This is a genomic window from Actinoallomurus iriomotensis, from assembly GCF_030269445.1.
GTDB lineage: Bacteria > Actinomycetota > Actinomycetes > Streptosporangiales > Streptosporangiaceae > Actinoallomurus > Actinoallomurus iriomotensis.
The window spans coordinates 238,076-253,747 of the sequence record NZ_BSTJ01000013.1 but is presented as its reverse complement, the minus strand read 5'-3'; the positions used below and the strand labels follow the sequence as shown (position 1 = coordinate 253,747).

The 15,672-nt window shown below is 72.5% G+C and carries 13 protein-coding genes; 9 read left to right on the top strand and 4 right to left on the bottom strand.

From position 1 onward, the window contains the following. Window positions 1-83: 83 nt before the first annotated feature. The 7 genes from QSK37_RS41900 (at window position 84) to QSK37_RS41870 (ending at window position 10,535) form a co-directional block, all read left to right on the top strand. Window positions 84-818, top strand: coding sequence for an SDR family NAD(P)-dependent oxidoreductase (locus QSK37_RS41900; RefSeq protein WP_285576680.1), 735 nt, complete (start codon window positions 84-86; stop codon window positions 816-818). A gap of 90 nt (window positions 819-908) precedes the next feature. After that, the gene (locus tag QSK37_RS41895) at window positions 909-1,694 is read left to right on the top strand and encodes a serine protease (protein WP_285632684.1); all 786 of its coding nucleotides are present in this window, start codon (window positions 909-911) and stop codon (window positions 1,692-1,694) included. A 97-nt stretch (window positions 1,695-1,791) separates the two neighbouring features. Further along, complete coding sequence (locus QSK37_RS41890) at window positions 1,792-5,028, top strand: glucodextranase DOMON-like domain-containing protein (protein ID WP_285632681.1); 3,237 nt, start codon at window positions 1,792-1,794, stop codon at window positions 5,026-5,028. 51 nt (window positions 5,029-5,079) lie between these two features. Further along, window positions 5,080-6,027, top strand: coding sequence for a GlxA family transcriptional regulator (locus QSK37_RS41885; RefSeq protein ID WP_285632678.1), 948 nt, complete (start codon window positions 5,080-5,082; stop codon window positions 6,025-6,027). A gap of 198 nt (window positions 6,028-6,225) precedes the next feature. After that, the gene (gene gap / locus QSK37_RS41880) at window positions 6,226-7,239 is read left to right on the top strand and encodes a type I glyceraldehyde-3-phosphate dehydrogenase (RefSeq protein ID WP_285632676.1); all 1,014 of its coding nucleotides are present in this window, start codon (window positions 6,226-6,228) and stop codon (window positions 7,237-7,239) included. Between the two features lie 198 nt (window positions 7,240-7,437). Next, entirely contained in the window at window positions 7,438-8,751 is a 1,314-nt protein-coding gene (locus QSK37_RS41875) for a hypothetical protein (protein ID WP_285632673.1), read from the top strand. Next, window positions 8,748-10,535, top strand: a complete 1,788-nt coding sequence (locus QSK37_RS41870; protein ID WP_285632670.1) for a hypothetical protein — start codon at window positions 8,748-8,750, stop codon at window positions 10,533-10,535. Before QSK37_RS41875 ends, QSK37_RS41870 begins: the two co-directional genes overlap by 4 nt. 60 nt (window positions 10,536-10,595) lie before the next feature. Here QSK37_RS41870 and QSK37_RS41865 read toward each other — a convergent pair whose 3' ends face one another. The 3 genes from QSK37_RS41865 to pdhA all read right to left on the bottom strand — a co-directional run bounded on the left by QSK37_RS41865 (window position 10,596) and on the right by pdhA (window position 12,403). Further along, on the bottom strand, window positions 10,596-10,913 hold the full coding sequence (locus tag QSK37_RS41865; protein WP_285576667.1) for a GroES family chaperonin: 318 nt from the start codon (window positions 10,911-10,913) through the stop codon (window positions 10,596-10,598). 63 nt (window positions 10,914-10,976) lie between these two features. Beyond that, on the bottom strand, window positions 10,977-11,210 hold the full coding sequence (locus QSK37_RS41860) for a hypothetical protein (protein ID WP_285632667.1): 234 nt from the start codon (window positions 11,208-11,210) through the stop codon (window positions 10,977-10,979). A 134-nt stretch (window positions 11,211-11,344) separates the two neighbouring features. Next, window positions 11,345-12,403 (bottom strand): pyruvate dehydrogenase (acetyl-transferring) E1 component subunit alpha, encoded by a 1,059-nt coding sequence (gene pdhA / locus QSK37_RS41855; protein WP_432705651.1) that lies wholly within the window; start codon window positions 12,401-12,403, stop codon window positions 11,345-11,347. Between the two features lie 203 nt (window positions 12,404-12,606). Between pdhA and QSK37_RS41850 the strand changes: the two genes are divergently transcribed. Both QSK37_RS41850 and QSK37_RS41845 read left to right on the top strand, forming a co-directional pair. After that, entirely contained in the window at window positions 12,607-14,004 is a 1,398-nt protein-coding gene (locus QSK37_RS41850; protein WP_285632661.1) for a selenium-binding family protein, read from the top strand. A gap of 13 nt (window positions 14,005-14,017) precedes the next feature. Beyond that, complete coding sequence (locus QSK37_RS41845; RefSeq protein ID WP_285576659.1) at window positions 14,018-14,659, top strand: hypothetical protein; 642 nt, start codon at window positions 14,018-14,020, stop codon at window positions 14,657-14,659. Window positions 14,660-14,670: 11 nt separating this feature from the next. On the opposite strand, the gene QSK37_RS41840 is transcribed toward QSK37_RS41845, so the two are convergent. Further along, window positions 14,671-15,654: an NAD(P)-dependent alcohol dehydrogenase gene (locus QSK37_RS41840; RefSeq protein ID WP_285632658.1), complete on the bottom strand. Its 984-nt coding sequence runs from the start codon at window positions 15,652-15,654 to the stop codon at window positions 14,671-14,673. Window positions 15,655-15,672: the final 18 nt, after the last annotated feature.

The following is a 15,672-nucleotide window of genomic DNA, read 5'->3' as shown; positions in this document are numbered from 1 at the left end:
CGGTTCGCACCGGGCCGGGTGAGTCGGGAACAAGCGCACGGTGACGTACGGCGCGGCAGCGTACTGCGCGGTAACGTACGCGCATGCCCACCGCACTCATCACCGGCGCGACGGCCGGCATCGGCGCGGCGTTCGCCCGTCGTCTGTCCGCCGACGGCTTCAGCCTGATCCTGCTCGCCCGCGACGCCGAGCGCCTGGCCCGCGCCGCCGAGGAGTACGGGAACTCCGAGGTGGTGGTCGCCGACCTGTCCACCGAGGAGGGGATCGTCAAGGGCGAGGAGGCGGCGCGCCGCGCCGACCTGGTGGTGAACAACGCCGGGTTCGGGCAGAAGGGGCGCTTCCTCGACGTTCCGCTACAGGACGAGCTGACCATGCTGCGGGTGCACTGCGAGGCGGTGCTGCGGCTGACCCACGCGGCGCTGCCCGCGATGCGCGAGCGGGGCCGCGGCGGCGTCATCAACGTGGCGTCGGTGGCGGCGTTCTTCCCGCGCGGCACGTACGGGGCCTCGAAGGCGTGGGTGGTGAGCTTCAGCCAGGCGGTCGCGCAGGACTACCCGGGCGTGCCGGTCATGGCACTGTGCCCGGGGTTCGTGCACACCGAGTTCCACGAGCGGGCGCGGATCGACATGTCCCGGCTGCCCTCGGCACTGTGGCTGGACGCCGACGACGTGGTCGCCGCCGGTCTGCGCGACTTCCGCCGCGGCCTCACCGTCAGCGTGCCGGGCCCGCAGTACAAGGCCCTCGTCGGCGCCGGCCGGCTCATCCCGCGCGGCCTCATCGCGCGGTTCTCCAGCCGTACCGGCCGCACGTACCGCTGACGGAGCCGCCCGGAGGGGACGGTCGCGTCATCGGCTCGCGCACGGTGTCCGGTACCGCTAGGTTTGCCCCATCCGAACGGAGGTTCCCCCATGCCCCTGTTCCCACGTCGCCTCGCCGCCCTCGTCTCGGCGGCGCTGCTGTCCGCGGGCCTGCTCGCCGGGCCGTTCACCGCGCCGGCCGCGAACGCGGTCGTCGGCGGCACCGCCGCCGCCCCGCCGCCCTGGCTGGCGGCCGTGGGCACCCCCGCGTTCCTCATCCGGCCGTCCGGGCAGTTCTGCGGCGGCACGCTGGTCGCCGCGGACAAGGTCGTGACGGCCGCGCACTGCGTCGACTTCCTGCGCTCGGTGCCGACGCTGCTGAGCGCCACGTTCGGCCGCGCCGACCTGACCAAGAAGGACGGCGAGACCGTCCAGGTGAAGTCGGTGTGGGTGCAGCCGGGCTTCAAGGAGACCGAGTTCAAGGGCGAGACGGTCGAGCACCATGACGTCGCCGTGCTGACGCTGAGCCGCCCGATGCTGGACCGCCTCCCGCTGCCGCTGATCGGCCAGGGGGGCCTGTACCCGCCCGGCGGGGCCGCCCAGGTGCTCGGCTGGGGCACGACGTCCGAGTCCGACCTGGTCAACGCGCGGCTGCGCCAGGCCACGATCCCCCTGGTGACCGACGCGCGCTGCGCCTCCGCGTACGGCTCGTCCTTCGACCACCGCGACATGGTCTGCGCGGGCTCGCCGAAGGGTGACACGTGCCAGTTCGACAGCGGCGGCCCGCTGGTGGTGAACGGCCGGCTCGCGGGCATCACGTCGTGGGCGTACGGCTGCGCCCGCGACGGCTACCCGGGCGTCTACACCCGGCTGGCCCCCTTCACGCTCCCCCTCTGACCCCGTCCGGATCCGGACGTCAAGGCCGGATCCGGACGTTGACAGAAGATCGGCGGCGGGCCTTTGCTGGGCGGCACAACAAATGCCGGAGGCCCCCATGCGTCGTCCGCACATCGCCGTGCTCGCCGTCGCCCTCACCGTGCCGCTCGCCGGGACTCCGGCCGGCGCCGCGCACGCGGCGGACGGCCCGGGCGTCGTCTCCCACTTCGACCTCGCGCGCAAGGACTGTGTCGGCACCGCGCACGGCGGGTCGAAGATCTGGTTCACCGTGGCGGGCGGTGTGCTGTCCGACGTGTACGAGCCGACGATCGACAACACGAACATCGAGTCGATGCGGTTCGCGGTCACCGACGGGCGGACGTTCACCGAGTTGCAGGGCCGGGACACGACCTACAGCGTCGCGGCCGATCCGACCGGCATGGCCTGCACGGTCACCACGGCGAGCAGGGCCGGGCGGTACCGCCTCATCACGACGTACGTGACCGATCCACGCCGCGACGCCGTCGTCGTGCGCACGCGTCTGGAGGCCAAGAGCCCGCTGCGGCTGTACGTGCGGCTGGACACGAGCGTGAACGGCAACGGCGGCGGCGGGGACGCCAACGCCGGCGGCGACACCGCGACGGTCCGCCACGGCGTGCCCGTCGTCGGCGACGAGAACACCCTCACCAGCGCCACGAACCGCGACTACGCCGTCCCGACGTACGTCGCCCTGCGCGCCGGCCGGGCGCTGCCGGAGGCGAGCGTCGGCTACGCCGGCACCGCGAGCGACGGCGCGGCCATGCTGGACGCGCGGCACACGCTCACCCCGGAGGACGCGGCCCCGGACGGCAACGTCGTCGCGACCGCGCGGCTCCCGCTCCAGGACGACGAGACGACCTTCGCGCTCGGCTTCGGGCGTACCGCGGACCAGGCGACCGGCACGGCCGGTGACGCCGTCTCCCGGCCGTTCGCCGCGACGGAGAACGACTACCTCGGAGGCTGGCGGGCCTACGACCGCGGCCTGCGCCGGCCTCCCGCCGCGTACGCGAACGCCTACTACCGGTCCGCCAACGTCATCAAGGCGAGCGAGGACAAGACCTTCCCCGGCGCGGTCGTGGCGTCCTTGGCCAGTCCGTGGGGGCAGGCGATCGGCGCGGCGGACCGCTCCGGCGGGCGGCCGTTCTACTTCGGCTCCTACCGCGAGGTGTTCTCCCGCGACCTGTACGAGGCCTTCACCGGGTTCCTCACCGACGGCGACCTGGCGACGGCGCGGGCGTCCGCGCGGTTCCTGCTGGAGCGCCAGCAGCTGCCCGACGGACGGCTGCCGCGCAACTCGCTGCTGAACGGACAGGTCGCCCCCGACACGGGCGGCGACCAGCTCGACGAGACCGCGTACCCGATCCTCATGGCCGACCAGGCGGGGCTGGGCGGCGACGCGGCCCTGTGGCGCGACCACGTGCGCGAGGCCGCGGACTTCCTGGTCTCCCACGGCCCGTCGTTCGGCGTGGAGCGCTGGGAGGAGCAGTCCGGGTACTCCCCCTCGACCATCGCCGCCGAGATCGCCGGGCTGGTCGCGGGCGGGCGGATCGCGGCCCGGCACGGCGACGGCGCGCGGGCCCGGCTCTATCTCGCGACCGCCGACCACTTCGCGCGTTCGGTCAAGGGCTGGACGGTGACCACGACCGGGCCGTACGCCGCCCGGTACTTCTTGCGGCTGTCCAAGACCGGCGACCCGGACGCCGCCACGACGTACGGGCTGGGCAACGGCGGGCCCACTGAGGACCAGCGGCGGGTCGTCGACGCCGGGTTCCTGGAGCTGACCCGCCTGGGCGTGCTCGCCCCGGACGACCCGGACGTGACCGCCTCGCTGCCGGTCGTGGACAAGGTGATCGGGCATCCGACGCGGACCGGCCCGGCCTGGTACCGCTACGGCTCCGGCACGGCCGGCACCGAGGACGGGTACGGCGACTGCCACGTGGCCGACCCGACCGACTGCGACCCGGAGGGCAGGCCGTGGCCGACCGGGAACACCGGGTCCGGGCACGTGTGGCCGGTGCTGTCCGGCGAGCGGGCCGAACACGACCTCCAGGTCCACGACACGCGGTCGGCCTCGGCCCTGCTCGCCTCGATGAGCCGCTACTCCCCCACCGGACTGGTGCCGGAACAGGCCTGGGAGGACCAGGACGTGCCCGCGAGCCCGTACGGCGCGGACCCGGCCACCGCCTCGATCGGCTTCACGAACGGGCAGGCCGCCGGCTCGGCCTCCCCGCTCACCTGGGCGCAGGCGCAGGTCGTACGGCTGGCGCTCGACCTCGGCGCGGGACGTCCGCTGGAGCGGCCCGCGGCGGTCCGCGACCGGTACGCCCACGCGCCGGCCGCCCTGCCCCTGACGGTCACCGGCCCCACGGACGGCGCCTCGATCTCCGGCGCGACGACCGAGGTCACCGGCACCACGGCGCCGGGCGCGCGGGTCGAGGTCGCCTCGGCCGGCACGGACGTCGGCGCCGACACGGCGGTCGCCTCCGCACGGGCCGGTACGAACGGCGCCTTCACGGTACGGGCGCCCGTGAGCTTCGGCACGACGGTCCTGACGGTGTCGGCGACCGCCGGCGGGCGCACGGCGTACGCGCAGCGCACGGTCGTCGGCGAGCTGACGGGTGGCACCACCGCGCTGGACGTGAGCGACCCGGACGGCGACGACCACGGGCCGGGCACCTTCGCCTACCCGACCGCGGCCGACTTCCGCCCCGGCGCGTACGACCTGGAGCGATTCCAGGTGATCAGTGACGCGACGACCGTGTACCTGCAGGCGCGGCTGCGCGACCTGACGCCGACGTTCGGCAGCCCGATCGGCGCGCAGCTCCTCGACGTCTACGTCCGGCAGCCGGGCGTCTCGGCCGCCTCCGACCAGGCCGCGTCGCCCGCGCGGAACTACACGCTCGGCGACTCCTGGACCCAGCGCGTCGAGGTGCAGGGCTTCGCCGCGCCGGTCTGGGTGGACGCGGCCGGGAACGCGAAGAGCGGCGCGGCCGTACGGTCGTCGCAGACCGCCCGTACCATCACGATCGCGCTGCCGAAGGCCACGTTCGGCGCGCCGGGCCCGGGCTGGAGCTTCGCCGTCGTGCTGCACGGCCAGGACGGCTACAGCGCCGACCAGGCCCGCGGCTTCGCCGCGACGCCGCAGCCGTACGCCTTCGGGGTCTGCGGCCCGGATGCCTCGGGCCCGATCTGCGCGGCCGACCCGGCCGGCGTGCCACGGGCGATGGACGTGATCACCCCGTCCGGCGTCTCCCAGTCCGACGAGCTGGACCCGACGAAGGGCCCCGTGAACGTACGGTCGGTCCCGATCCCCTGAGCCCGGCCTCCCCGGCCCGGGCGGGATGATGGCCGGGACGAAGGAGGCAGGATGGCCCGGGAGAACCACCGCGTCGCCGTGCTCGTGCTGGAGGGCGCGAAGCCGCTCGACGTCGGCATCCCCGCGCAGGTGTTCGCCGGCCGGCCGGGCATGCCCTACGAGGTACGGGTGTGCGGCGCCGCACCCGGGCCGGTGACCGGCGGCGACGGCCTGTCGTACCACGTGGCCGACGGTCTGGAGGCCCTGGAGCGGGCCGACACGATCTTCATCCCCGGCTACCGGGAGCCGGCCACCACCGACCCGCCGGCGGCGGTCGTCGGCGCGCTCCTGGCCGCGCGCGAGCGCGGCACCCGGCTCGCGGCCATCTCGACCGGGGCGTTCGCGCTGGCGGCGACCGGCCTGCTCGACGGCAAGCGGGCGACAACGCACTGGCACTACACGAAGGCCCTGACCGAACGGCATCCGCTCGTGCGGGTGGACGAGAACGTCCTGTTCGTCGACGAGGGCGACGTACTGACCTCGGCGGGCGCGGCGTCCGGCATCGACCTGTGCCTGCACCTGGTGCGGCGCGACCACGGCGTCGCGCTGTCCAACCGGGTGGCGCGACGGCTGGTGGCGGCGCCCTACCGCAGCGGCGGGCAGGCGCAGTACGTCCCCCGGAGTGTGCCCGAACCACTCGGCGACGCGTTCGCGAGCACCCGTGAGTGGGCCCTGAAGCACCTCGACGAACCCCTGACCCTGGAGGCGCTCGCCCGCAACGCCGGGGTGTCGGCGCGCACCTTCTCGCGGCGGTTCGTGAAGGACACCGGCCACACGCCGATGCAGTGGGTGCTCCGGGCACGGGTGGACCTGGCCCGCGAACTGCTCGAACGCACCGAACTGGGCGTGGAGCAGATCGCCGACCGGGTCGGGCTCGGCACCGCCGCGAACCTCCGTCTGCACTTCCAGCGCATTCTCGGCACCTCGCCGACGGAGTACCGCCACACCTTCTCGGCCTGAGCCGGTTGGCGTGATCCTTGCGGCCGGTGGCGAAAATACTGGCGAGATCCTTGCGCACGTTGTCGTTCGGGCCACTTTCGGCGAGTCGCGGTGGTGCCGAGCATGGAGGGCGGGACGAAAGGAGCCTCCATGACCGAGCGCAGCGAGGGAATCAAAAGACACGCCCCAGTGGTCACTCCCTCCGACGAAGGAGGGCGCATGACCCGCATCGCCGTCAACGGTTTCGGCCGCATCGGACGCAACACGCTCCGGGCCCTGCTGGAGCGTGACAGCAAGCTCGAAGTGGTCGCCGTCAACGACCTCACCGCCCCCGAGACACTGGCTCACCTGCTCAAGTACGACAGCGCGCTCGGCCGACTCGGCCGTTCCGTGGAGATCGACGGATCCGCGCTCGTGGTCGACGGCCGCCGCATCACGGTGCTCGCCGAACGCGACCCCGCCGACCTGCCGTGGGCCGAGCTGGACGTCGACATCGTGCTGGAGTCGACCGGCCGCTTCACCTCGGCGGACGCCGCCCGCGCGCACATCCGCGCCGGGGCCGCACGCGTGCTGGTGAGCGCCCCGTCCGCCGGCGCCGACGTCACGATCGCCTACGGCGTGAACACCGACGCGTACGACCCCGCCGAGCACGTGATCGTCTCGAACGCCTCGTGCACCACCAACGCGCTGGCTCCGCTGGCATCCGTGCTGGACGACCTGGCCGGCATCGAGCACGGCTTCATGACCACGGTGCACGCCTACACGCAGGAGCAGAACCTCCAGGACGGGCCCCACCGCGACCTGCGCCGCGCCCGCGCGGCCGGGGTGAACATCGTGCCCACCACCACCGGCGCCGCCAAGGCCATCGGCCTGGTGCTGCCGAACCTCGACGGCAGGCTGTCGGGCGACTCGATCCGCGTGCCGGTGCCGGTCGGCTCGATCGTGGAGCTGAACACCACGGTCTCGCGCGAGGTCACCCGCGACGAGGTGCTCGCGGCCTACCGCGCCGCCGCCGACGGCCGGCTCGAGGGCGTCCTCGACTACGCCGACGAGCCGCTGGTCTCCAGCGACATCACCGGCCACCCGGCGTCGGCGATCTTCGACGCCGCGCTCACCCGCGTCGACGGCCGGCACGTCAAGGTGGCGGCCTGGTACGACAACGAGTGGGGCTTCTCCAACCGCCTCATCGACACGCTGGAGCTGCTCGCCGAACGTCAGGTCCCGATCCCCTGACGTGAACCCGCCGGTCGCCATCCCCTGAGCCGATCGCGGATCCCGGCGAGCCACCCCGGACGTCACGGCTGTCGCGCGCTACCTGGCCGAAGATGGACAGTCGTGACCGAGAGGTCACTTAGGGCATAGCGTCACCAAACCCACCGTGGCACCCTGTTGGCGGGGGAACGGGGCGCAGGGCGAACGGGGTGACGCCTCATGGACGTTTCCACGGTGGCTCCATTGATCTGGGACGTGGTCAAGGAGCTGATGGCGTACTCCGAGCAGTCGGCGGACCGGGCCGCAGGCGAGGCGTTCCGCAGCTCCATGGTCCGGCGGGTCAACGTCGGGAACGCCCTCAGCCTGCTGGGCGTCGGTGCGAGCGTCGCCACGGCCGTCACCGTCGCCCGGCAGTCGCAGGGCCAGGCGCGCGCGGCGCAGGCGGCCGCCGAGCTCCAGCTGCGGCTCGCCCGCGAGGCGCGCGAGCACGAGGCGTTACGATCCGCGCTCGAACACGCCCGGGCCCGTGAGCTGCAGCTCTTCCAGCACGAGCTCGCGCAGAAGCTGCTGGATCACCAGGCGGTGAAGGACACCTACCCGTTCACCGGCGGGCTGGCCGCGACGGGGATGCTACGGAAACAGCTCGACGAGCGCGGACGAGGGCTGCCGATCCTCCTCATCCCGGCGGTCTACCCCGACGCACCCGCCGACCACCCCTGGCGCGGGCTGCACCAGCGCCTTCTCAGTGAGCTCGAGCAGTACCGCGACGTCGTACGGATCCGGCTGGCCGACCGGCACTTCACCTGGCCGCACCCGGGCCTGCTGCGCTACGACCTGGACGGCGTACCCGTCATCGTCCTCGACGTCGTGCCGCTGGGCGAACGCCTGGACATCCGCCTCGCGGCGACCCGCCTCTTTCCCGGCGAGCTGCTCCAGTGGCTGCCGCAGACGACCATCGACACGGTCTACTACCGGCATGATCACGAATGGGAGCCGGCCGAGCGGATCCGTGGTGTCACCGAGCGGAACCTGGAGTTCGCCGCACGGTGGATCGCGTTCCTCGCCGTGCGTACCGTCGACACGCACCATCTGGTCAACCGGCCGCTGTACCGGGAACGGACCGACGCCGCCGCGGCCCGCGCGAACCAGGCCACCGGGCGGTGGCCGGCCGATCATGGCTTGCGGCTCGACGACATCCGCGACCAGGGCTACCACCTGCTTCACCGCTCGCTGAGGCACCACGCGCGAGACGAGCCCGACCAGGCCGAAGAGGCCCTCCGCGCCGCGCTCCGGTGGTTCTCCGGCGACGACCACGGCAGGCTCGCGCCGGCGCTGCGCGCCGCCGCGCAGTCGGGCAACCTGACCGCGGCGCACCTGGAGCTGCTGCGACAGGCGCTCGCCGCGATCCAGCCCCGGCTGGACCGGCACCTGGCCAACCCCCGGCTGACCACCGCGCCGGCCGAGGCCGCACTCCCCGAGCCACCGCCGCCTCGGCCCGCGTGGCTGCCGCGCGGCGAGCTGCCACCGCTGTGAGGACGGTCGTCATCGGCCCGCCGGGAGCGGGCAAGACGGCGCTGTGCGCACTCGGCGTCGACCGGATACGCCGGTCGGGTCTGCCGCTGCGCCTGGCCGACCGTGCGGGGCAGACGGCCTGGCGCCGGCTGCGCGGCCGGTCCGCGCGGGGCAGCACCACGCCATCGGACCAGATCACCGCCTGGTTCTGGCAGATCCGGGGGCCCGCGCTGCCCGCCCAGGGCGCCGCGCGGCTGAACTGGCGGGCACGGCGCACCTGGGGCACGTTGGAGATCGTCGACGTCCCCGGGTCCCTGGTCGTGAGCACTCCCGCGGGCACGGCGACCGGCCTCCTGCGCGCACACCTGAGTTCCGCCGACACCGTGGTCATCGTCCTGCGAGCCGACTCCGGGCCGCTCGACCACACCACGCTGCGCCACCTCGTCGGGCATCTCCAGGCCGCCGAACCCTCCGTCAGACGCGACATCGTCGTCGCGGTGACCGGTGTCGACGGCGACGACGAGGCCGCCCGGCTCGACCAGACGGTCGCTCCGCTGGCGACCTACCTCGGGGCCCTGCGCAGGCTCAGCCACTCGACCGTCACGGTGCTTCCCGTACGGCCACGGGGCCGGCGCCGGTCCCGCAACGTCGCGGTGCCCTTCCTGCCATCGTTGGCCCGGGTGAGCCCGATCCGCCCGCGCTATGTGGCACGGGCCGAGCACGTGCTGCGCCAGGCGACGGACACCGAACACGTGGCCTGGCGGCCCCGGCGGTACAACGTGAAGACTTCCCGTCTGCTGAGCGGCAAGGCATTCCGGTACGTGGACGACTGCCGGGTCACCGTCTTGGGCGTGCCGGGATCGGGGCGCAGCGGGCTGGTGTACGGGCTGTTCCGCGCGCTCGGCCCGGAGCTGCCGCTGTGGCTGCACGCGCCGGACCTCGGTGTGTTCCACGACCTGATCTCGGGCGGTCGGCGTCGTGGTGCCGGAGCGCGTACGGACTGGTGCTTCGAGGTCGTCGACGGAGCCCATCCTCTGGTCGAGATCGACTGGCGGGAGGTGGACGCCCCGCGGAGCGATCCTTCGGCGGAGGTACCCGAGCGGGGTGATCCGGCGGCGACCGACCTGGTGCGCGAGAGCGACTGTGTGATCGTGACCATCCGCGCCGAGCACGTGGAGATCCCCGTGTCGCCTGAGCGCAGCGGCGAGATCCGCGATCTGACCGGGATGCGGATCGCCAGCGTCGCCATGGACGCGACGGTGGCGTACCGCGCGGCCACCGAGCGGCCACCGCCCCTGTTCGTGCTGGTCGTGACCCACGCCGACATCCTCGACCGGACGCGGACGGGCCTGATCGACGATCTGCGGCTGCTGGTGCCCGCCGCCTTCGGCCCCGACGCCCTGGCCATCGTGACCACGGTCGCCGGCCCTGAGGAGGGCCTGGTCCGCGGTGTCACCGGCCTCGCGCACGCGCTGCTCATCGCGGCCCTCACGAAGAACATGACCGCCTCACGCGACGCACGGCGCGGCGCGCTCGAAGAACAGGAGCGGCATCTCGCCGAGGTCGAGCGAATCCAGAACTCCGGTGCCCTGACGCGTCTCTTCTCCTGGTCGAAGAAACGCCGGAGCCAGAACGCGGCGAACGCGAGCGGCGTGGAGGCGTCCGCAGCGGAGTCGGCCGGCGCCAGCGCGTGGGACTTCCTGACGAGAACGATCAGCGACCTGCCGGGCATGACCCTGCTGCAGTCGGGGCAGCCGCTGGACGGGCCGCCGAACCCGCCGCCCGCCGCGGCTGTCAGCGAGTAGCCGATGTGAAGGCCGCGTTCACCCGGAGATCGGAGCGCGGGACCTGACCGGCCCCAGCGCTCAGAGGTAGAGACCGGTGCCGTACTCCGGGCGCTCGCTGGCGACGGCGTGCAGGTCGCGTTCGCGCATCACCAGGTACATCGCGCCCTGCACCTCGACCTCGAACTGGTCCTCGTCCTTGAACAGGACCTTGTCACCGACCTTGACCGAGCGCACGTGATGGCCGACGCCGCACACCTCACCCCAGACGAGGCGGTTGGCCATCTCGGCCGTCGCGGGGATGACGATGCCGCCGGTGCTGCGGCGCTCGCCCTCCTTGTCGGGGCGCACCATCACCCGGTCGTGCAACATCTGTATCTCGAACTTCACCTCGGGCACGGTGCGGAGTCTACTTTGTGCCAGAAGCTTCCGAACGGCCGAGACGGCTCATCGCCGTCCGCGTCACCGTTCGGCGAAGGCGAGACGCTTGAGGAACTCGATCGCCGGCCGGCGTACCTCGACGGGCTGAATGCCCCCGAGGACGTCGATCGCCTCTTCGTACGTGCGGGTGGTGGCGCAGGTGACCGCCACCGATCCGGCGACGGCCTTCTCGAACGACCCGGCCGGCGCCTGGTCCGCCATCTCCCGGGCGGTCGTGGCCAAGTCGAGGTTGTCGGGCGGTTTCGGAGTGCTCAACGGTCCTCCTCCGGTGACGACGGCCCGGTGGCCCCGACGGCCGGGCCGCCGCGAATGTCGAGGGAAGCACATCCTAAGCAAGAACTCACGGCGTGCGTACACCGAGGTCACCGAAACGGTGCCGAAGGCGTTCCTCAGCCGGCGAAGCCGTCGAGGTACGCGTGGTACGCCGCGCGCTCCTCGGCGAGTTGCTCGTGCTCGCCGGCGTACACGTGCTCGAAGATCGCCTGCGGCTCCGGGTCGGGGAGCGCGCGGCAGTCCTCGCGCACCTGCCGGCCCAGCGCCTCGGCGTCGGCGTCCACGGACGCGAAGAAGTCCGCGTCGGCCAGGCCGTTCCGGCTGAGGTACGCCCGGACGCGCTCGATCGGGTCCTTCAGCCGCCAGGCCTCCAGCTCGGCGCCGGTGCGGTAGCGGGTCGGGTCGTCGGAGCTGGTGTGGGCGCTCATCCGGTAGGTGAAGGCCTCGATCAACGTCGGCCCCTCACCGGCGCGCGCCCGCTCGAGCGCGGTACGCGTCACCGCCAGGCTGGCGAACACGTCGTTGCCGTCGACGCGCACGCCGGGGAAGCCGTACCCGAACCCGCGCCGGTACAGCGGCACGCGCGTCTGGGTCTCCAGCCGGGCGGAGATCGCCCACTGGTTGTTCTGGCAGAAGAAGACGACCGGGGCGTTCTGCGCGCCCGCCCACACGAACGCCTCGTTGACGTCGCCCTGGCTGCTCGCGCCGTCACCGAAGCAGGCGAGCACGGCCTCTTCGGCGCCGTCGCGCTGCACGCCCATGGCGTACCCGACCGCGTGGAGCGTCTGCGCTCCGATCACGATCGCGTAGAGGGCCATGCGGACCTTCTCGGCGTCCCACCCGCCGTGGTCGACGCCGCGCCAGTTCTTCAGCAGCTCGGCGACCGTGACGCCGCGCACCATGGCGATGGCGTGCTCGCGGTAGCTGGGGAAGACGTAGTCGGCGGACACCAGCGCGCGGGCCGCACCGACCTGCGCGGCCTCCTGGCCGAGCAGCGGCACCCAGAGTCCCAGCTCACCCTGCCGTTGCAGGGCCATCGCCTCCGTGTCGAGCCGCCGCGCGAGGACCATGTCCCGAAAAAGCTCCTGGATCTGACCTGCGGTCAGATCCAGCGGGTAGTCGGGATGGTCGAGTCTCTCGCCCTCCGGAGTGAGCAGCTGCACGAGTTCGGTCACGGCAGCTGATTTTGCCAGTCCTCCGGTAGGCCCGGCATGTGTCCGGGTACAAACCGGAGGAACCATGACCTGTCCAGATCCAACAGATGCTCGGACCCCCTAGCATATTCCCCAGTAGCTTTGTCGGGATTACGTGCCAGGACGGCGTCGGCGCTGGTCATGTCGCGGTTCGTGACGATGCCGCCCTGCCGAAGGAGTGTGGCGTGGCCCTCTGGAAGCCCGACCCGACCTTCTACCCCTCCCCCCGTGACGCGGTGAACGCGCCGCCGGAGACCCTCGCGTACATCGTCGCCTTCGATCGCGCGGCCGAGAAGCCCGACGCCATCGCCGTGATCGACGTCGACGAGGAATCCGCGTCGTACGGTTCGGTGGTCGGCTGGACCGACCTGCCCTACACCGGGGACGAGCTGCACCACTTCGGCTGGAACGCCTGCAGCAGCGCGCTGTGCCCGTACGCGCCGCACCCGCACATCGAACGGCGCTACCTGGTGGTGCCGGGGCTGCGCTCCTCACGCATCTACGTCGTCGACGTGAAGGACGACCCCGCCAAGCCCACGATCGTCAAGATCCTGGAGGCGGACGAGCTGGCCAAGCGGGCGGGTTACTCACGGCCGCATACGGTGCACTGCGGGCCGGAGGGGTTGTACGTGTCCGCGCTGGGCGGGGCTAATGGAAGCGACGGGCCGGGGGGCATCGCGCTGCTGGACCACACCTCGTTCGACGTGCTCGGGCGGTGGGAGGTCGACCGGGGGCCGCAGTACCTGGCGTACGACTTCTGGTGGCACATCGCGCACGACGTGGTCGTCACCTCGGAGTGGGGCACGCCGTCGATGATCGAGGACGGTGTCGACGCCGACCTGCTGCTCGGCCGCGAGTACGGCCACGCGCTGCACTTCTGGGACCTGCGCAAGCGGCGCCACGTCCAGCGCGTCGACCTGGGCGACGAGCACCAGATGGTGCTGGAGCTGCGGCCGGCCCACGACCCGACCAGGACGTACGGCTTCGCCGGCGTCGTGGTCAACGTCGAGGACCTGTCCGCTTCGGTCTGGGTCTGGTATCGCGAGGGCAAGGAGTTCAAGGTCCGCAAGGTCATCACGATCCCCGCCGAACCGGCTGAAACGGGCGACCTGCCGCCGGTGATCGCGCCGTTCGGGGCGGTGCCGCCGCTGGTCACCGACATCGACCTGTCCGTGGACGACCGCTACCTGTACGTCTCCTGCTGGGGCACGGGCGAGCTCAAACGCTACGACGTGAGCGACCCGTTCCACCCGGTCGAGGCCGGCTCGGTGCGGATCGGCGGCATCGTGAACCGCACCCCGCACCCGTCGGCGCCGGACCGGCCGCTCGCCGGCGGCCCGCAGATGGTCGAGGTCAGCCGTGACGGCAAGCGCGTGTACGTCACCAACTCTCTGTACGGGGCGTGGGACGACCAGTTCTATCCCGACGGCGTCGGAGCGTGGATGGCCAAGGTCGACTCGGGCGACGACTTCACCTTCGACCCGCGTTTCTTCCCGAACGGCGACGACTTCCGCGGCCTGCGGCCGCACCAGACCCGGCTCCAGGGTGGGGACGCGTCCTCGGACTCCTACTGTTATCCATGAGCCGGGAGGGCCGATGAAGGACGGCTCGCTGATCGCGCTCGTGGCACTGGGAGCCTTCCACGGCCTCAATCCCGGCATGGGCTGGCTGTTCGCGGTCGCCCGCGGGCTGCAGGAACGGTCGCGGGCGCTCGTGCTCCAGTCGCTGCCGGCGATCGCCGCCGGGCACGCCGGGTCGGTGTTCGTCGTCGCCGTGATCGTGACGCTGACCGGGTCGGTGCTGACGTCCCGCGTGGTGTCGATCGCCGGAGGGGTGGTGCTCGTCGGGTTCGGGCTGTGGCGGCTGCTGTCGAGCCGGCACTTCCGCTGGGTGGGGATGCGGCTGTCGCTGTGGCAACTCGCCGGCTGGTCGTTCCTGATGTCGTCGGCGCACGGCGCGGGCCTGATGCTGCTGCCGGTACTCACCCACGGTTCGATCCCGGTCCCCCACGCCCACTCCCACGGGATCACCGGCGGCGCCGGGGACGCGGTGTCCGCGGCGATCTTCGTAACGATCGTGCACACGCTCGCGATGCTGACCGTCGCGGGGATCATCGCCGTTCTCGTCTACGAGGTGGTGGGCCTGACCATCCTGCGGCGCGCATGGTTCAACCTCGACCGCCTCTGGGCGGCCGCCCTCATCGCGGCGGGCGCGACGACCCTGCTGCTGGCGACCTGACCGCCCGGAGCTCACACGGTGATGACGACCTTGGCTCGCGCGTGTTCGGTCTCGACGTGGCGGATGGCGGCCGGGGTCTCGGCCAGTGGGTAGGTGCGCTCGACGACCGGGGTGATCTTTCCGGCCTCGGCGAGTTCCGTCAGCGCGGCCAGGCCGGCGCCGTCCGACTTCGTCATGAGGACGATCAGGCGGTCGCGCACGAAACGGGACGCCGCCCGCGTTCTGATGATCAGTCCCATCGGGCCGATCAGGCTGCCGCCCTCGAAGACACCGCCGCCGGAGAGCACGAGCGTGCCGCCGGGCGCCAGCGTCCGGCGCAGGTCCCGCAGCGAGCGGTTGGCGACCAGGTCGAACACGACGTCGTAGGACCGGCCGGAACGGGTGAAGTCGTCCTCGGTGTAGTCGATGACGTGGTCCGCGCCGGCCGAGCGGACCAGATCGACGTTGCGCGTGCGGCACACGCCGGTCACCTCGGCCCCGAACGCCTTGCCGAGCTGCACGGCGAACAGGCCGACGCCGCCGGACGCGCCGTTGATCAGGACGCGCTGCCCCGGGCGTACCTCCGCCGCGTCACGCAGGCCCTGGAGGGCGGTCATGCCCGCCAGCGGCAGTGCGGCCGCCTCCTCGTACGTCAGGCGGGCCGGCTTGGCCGCGACGCGGTCGGCCGGGGCGCGGACGTACTCGGCGAACGCCCCTTCGCTCCAGGAGAGGTTGCCGTACACCTCGTCGCCGGGCGCGAACCGGGTCACGTCCGGACCGACGGACTCCACCTGACCGGCGAAGTCCTGACCGCGGACCCGCGCGCGCGGCCGCGTGAGCCCGATGCTGAGCCGCGCGAGGTAGGGGTCGCCGCGCATGACGTGCCAGTCGGCCGCGTTCACCGCCGCCGCGCGTACCCGCACCAGCACCTCGCCCTCTCCGGGCTCCGGCGCGGCGATGTCCGTTAACTCCAGCACGTCGGGCGCTCCGTACCGGTCCTGCACGATGGCCTTCATGGGGACTCCTCCGGGGGC

Excerpts from the sequence above, each read along its gene's own strand:
- QSK37_RS41845 (WP_285576659.1), top strand. The coding sequence starts at position 14,018 with ATGAAGGACGGCTCGCTGATCGCGCTCGTGGCACTGGGAGCCTTCCAC.
- gap (WP_285632676.1), top strand. The coding sequence starts at position 6,226 with ATGACCCGCATCGCCGTCAACGGTTTCGGCCGCATCGGACGCAACACG.
- QSK37_RS41895 (WP_285632684.1), top strand. The coding sequence starts at position 909 with ATGCCCCTGTTCCCACGTCGCCTCGCCGCCCTCGTCTCGGCGGCGCTG.
- QSK37_RS41875 (WP_285632673.1), top strand. The coding sequence starts at position 7,438 with ATGGACGTTTCCACGGTGGCTCCATTGATCTGGGACGTGGTCAAGGAG.
- QSK37_RS41900 (WP_285576680.1), top strand. The coding sequence starts at position 84 with ATGCCCACCGCACTCATCACCGGCGCGACGGCCGGCATCGGCGCGGCG.
- QSK37_RS41890 (WP_285632681.1), top strand. The coding sequence starts at position 1,792 with ATGCGTCGTCCGCACATCGCCGTGCTCGCCGTCGCCCTCACCGTGCCG.
- QSK37_RS41840 (WP_285632658.1), bottom strand. The coding sequence starts at position 15,654 with ATGAAGGCCATCGTGCAGGACCGGTACGGAGCGCCCGACGTGCTGGAG.
- QSK37_RS41885 (WP_285632678.1), top strand. The coding sequence starts at position 5,080 with ATGGCCCGGGAGAACCACCGCGTCGCCGTGCTCGTGCTGGAGGGCGCG.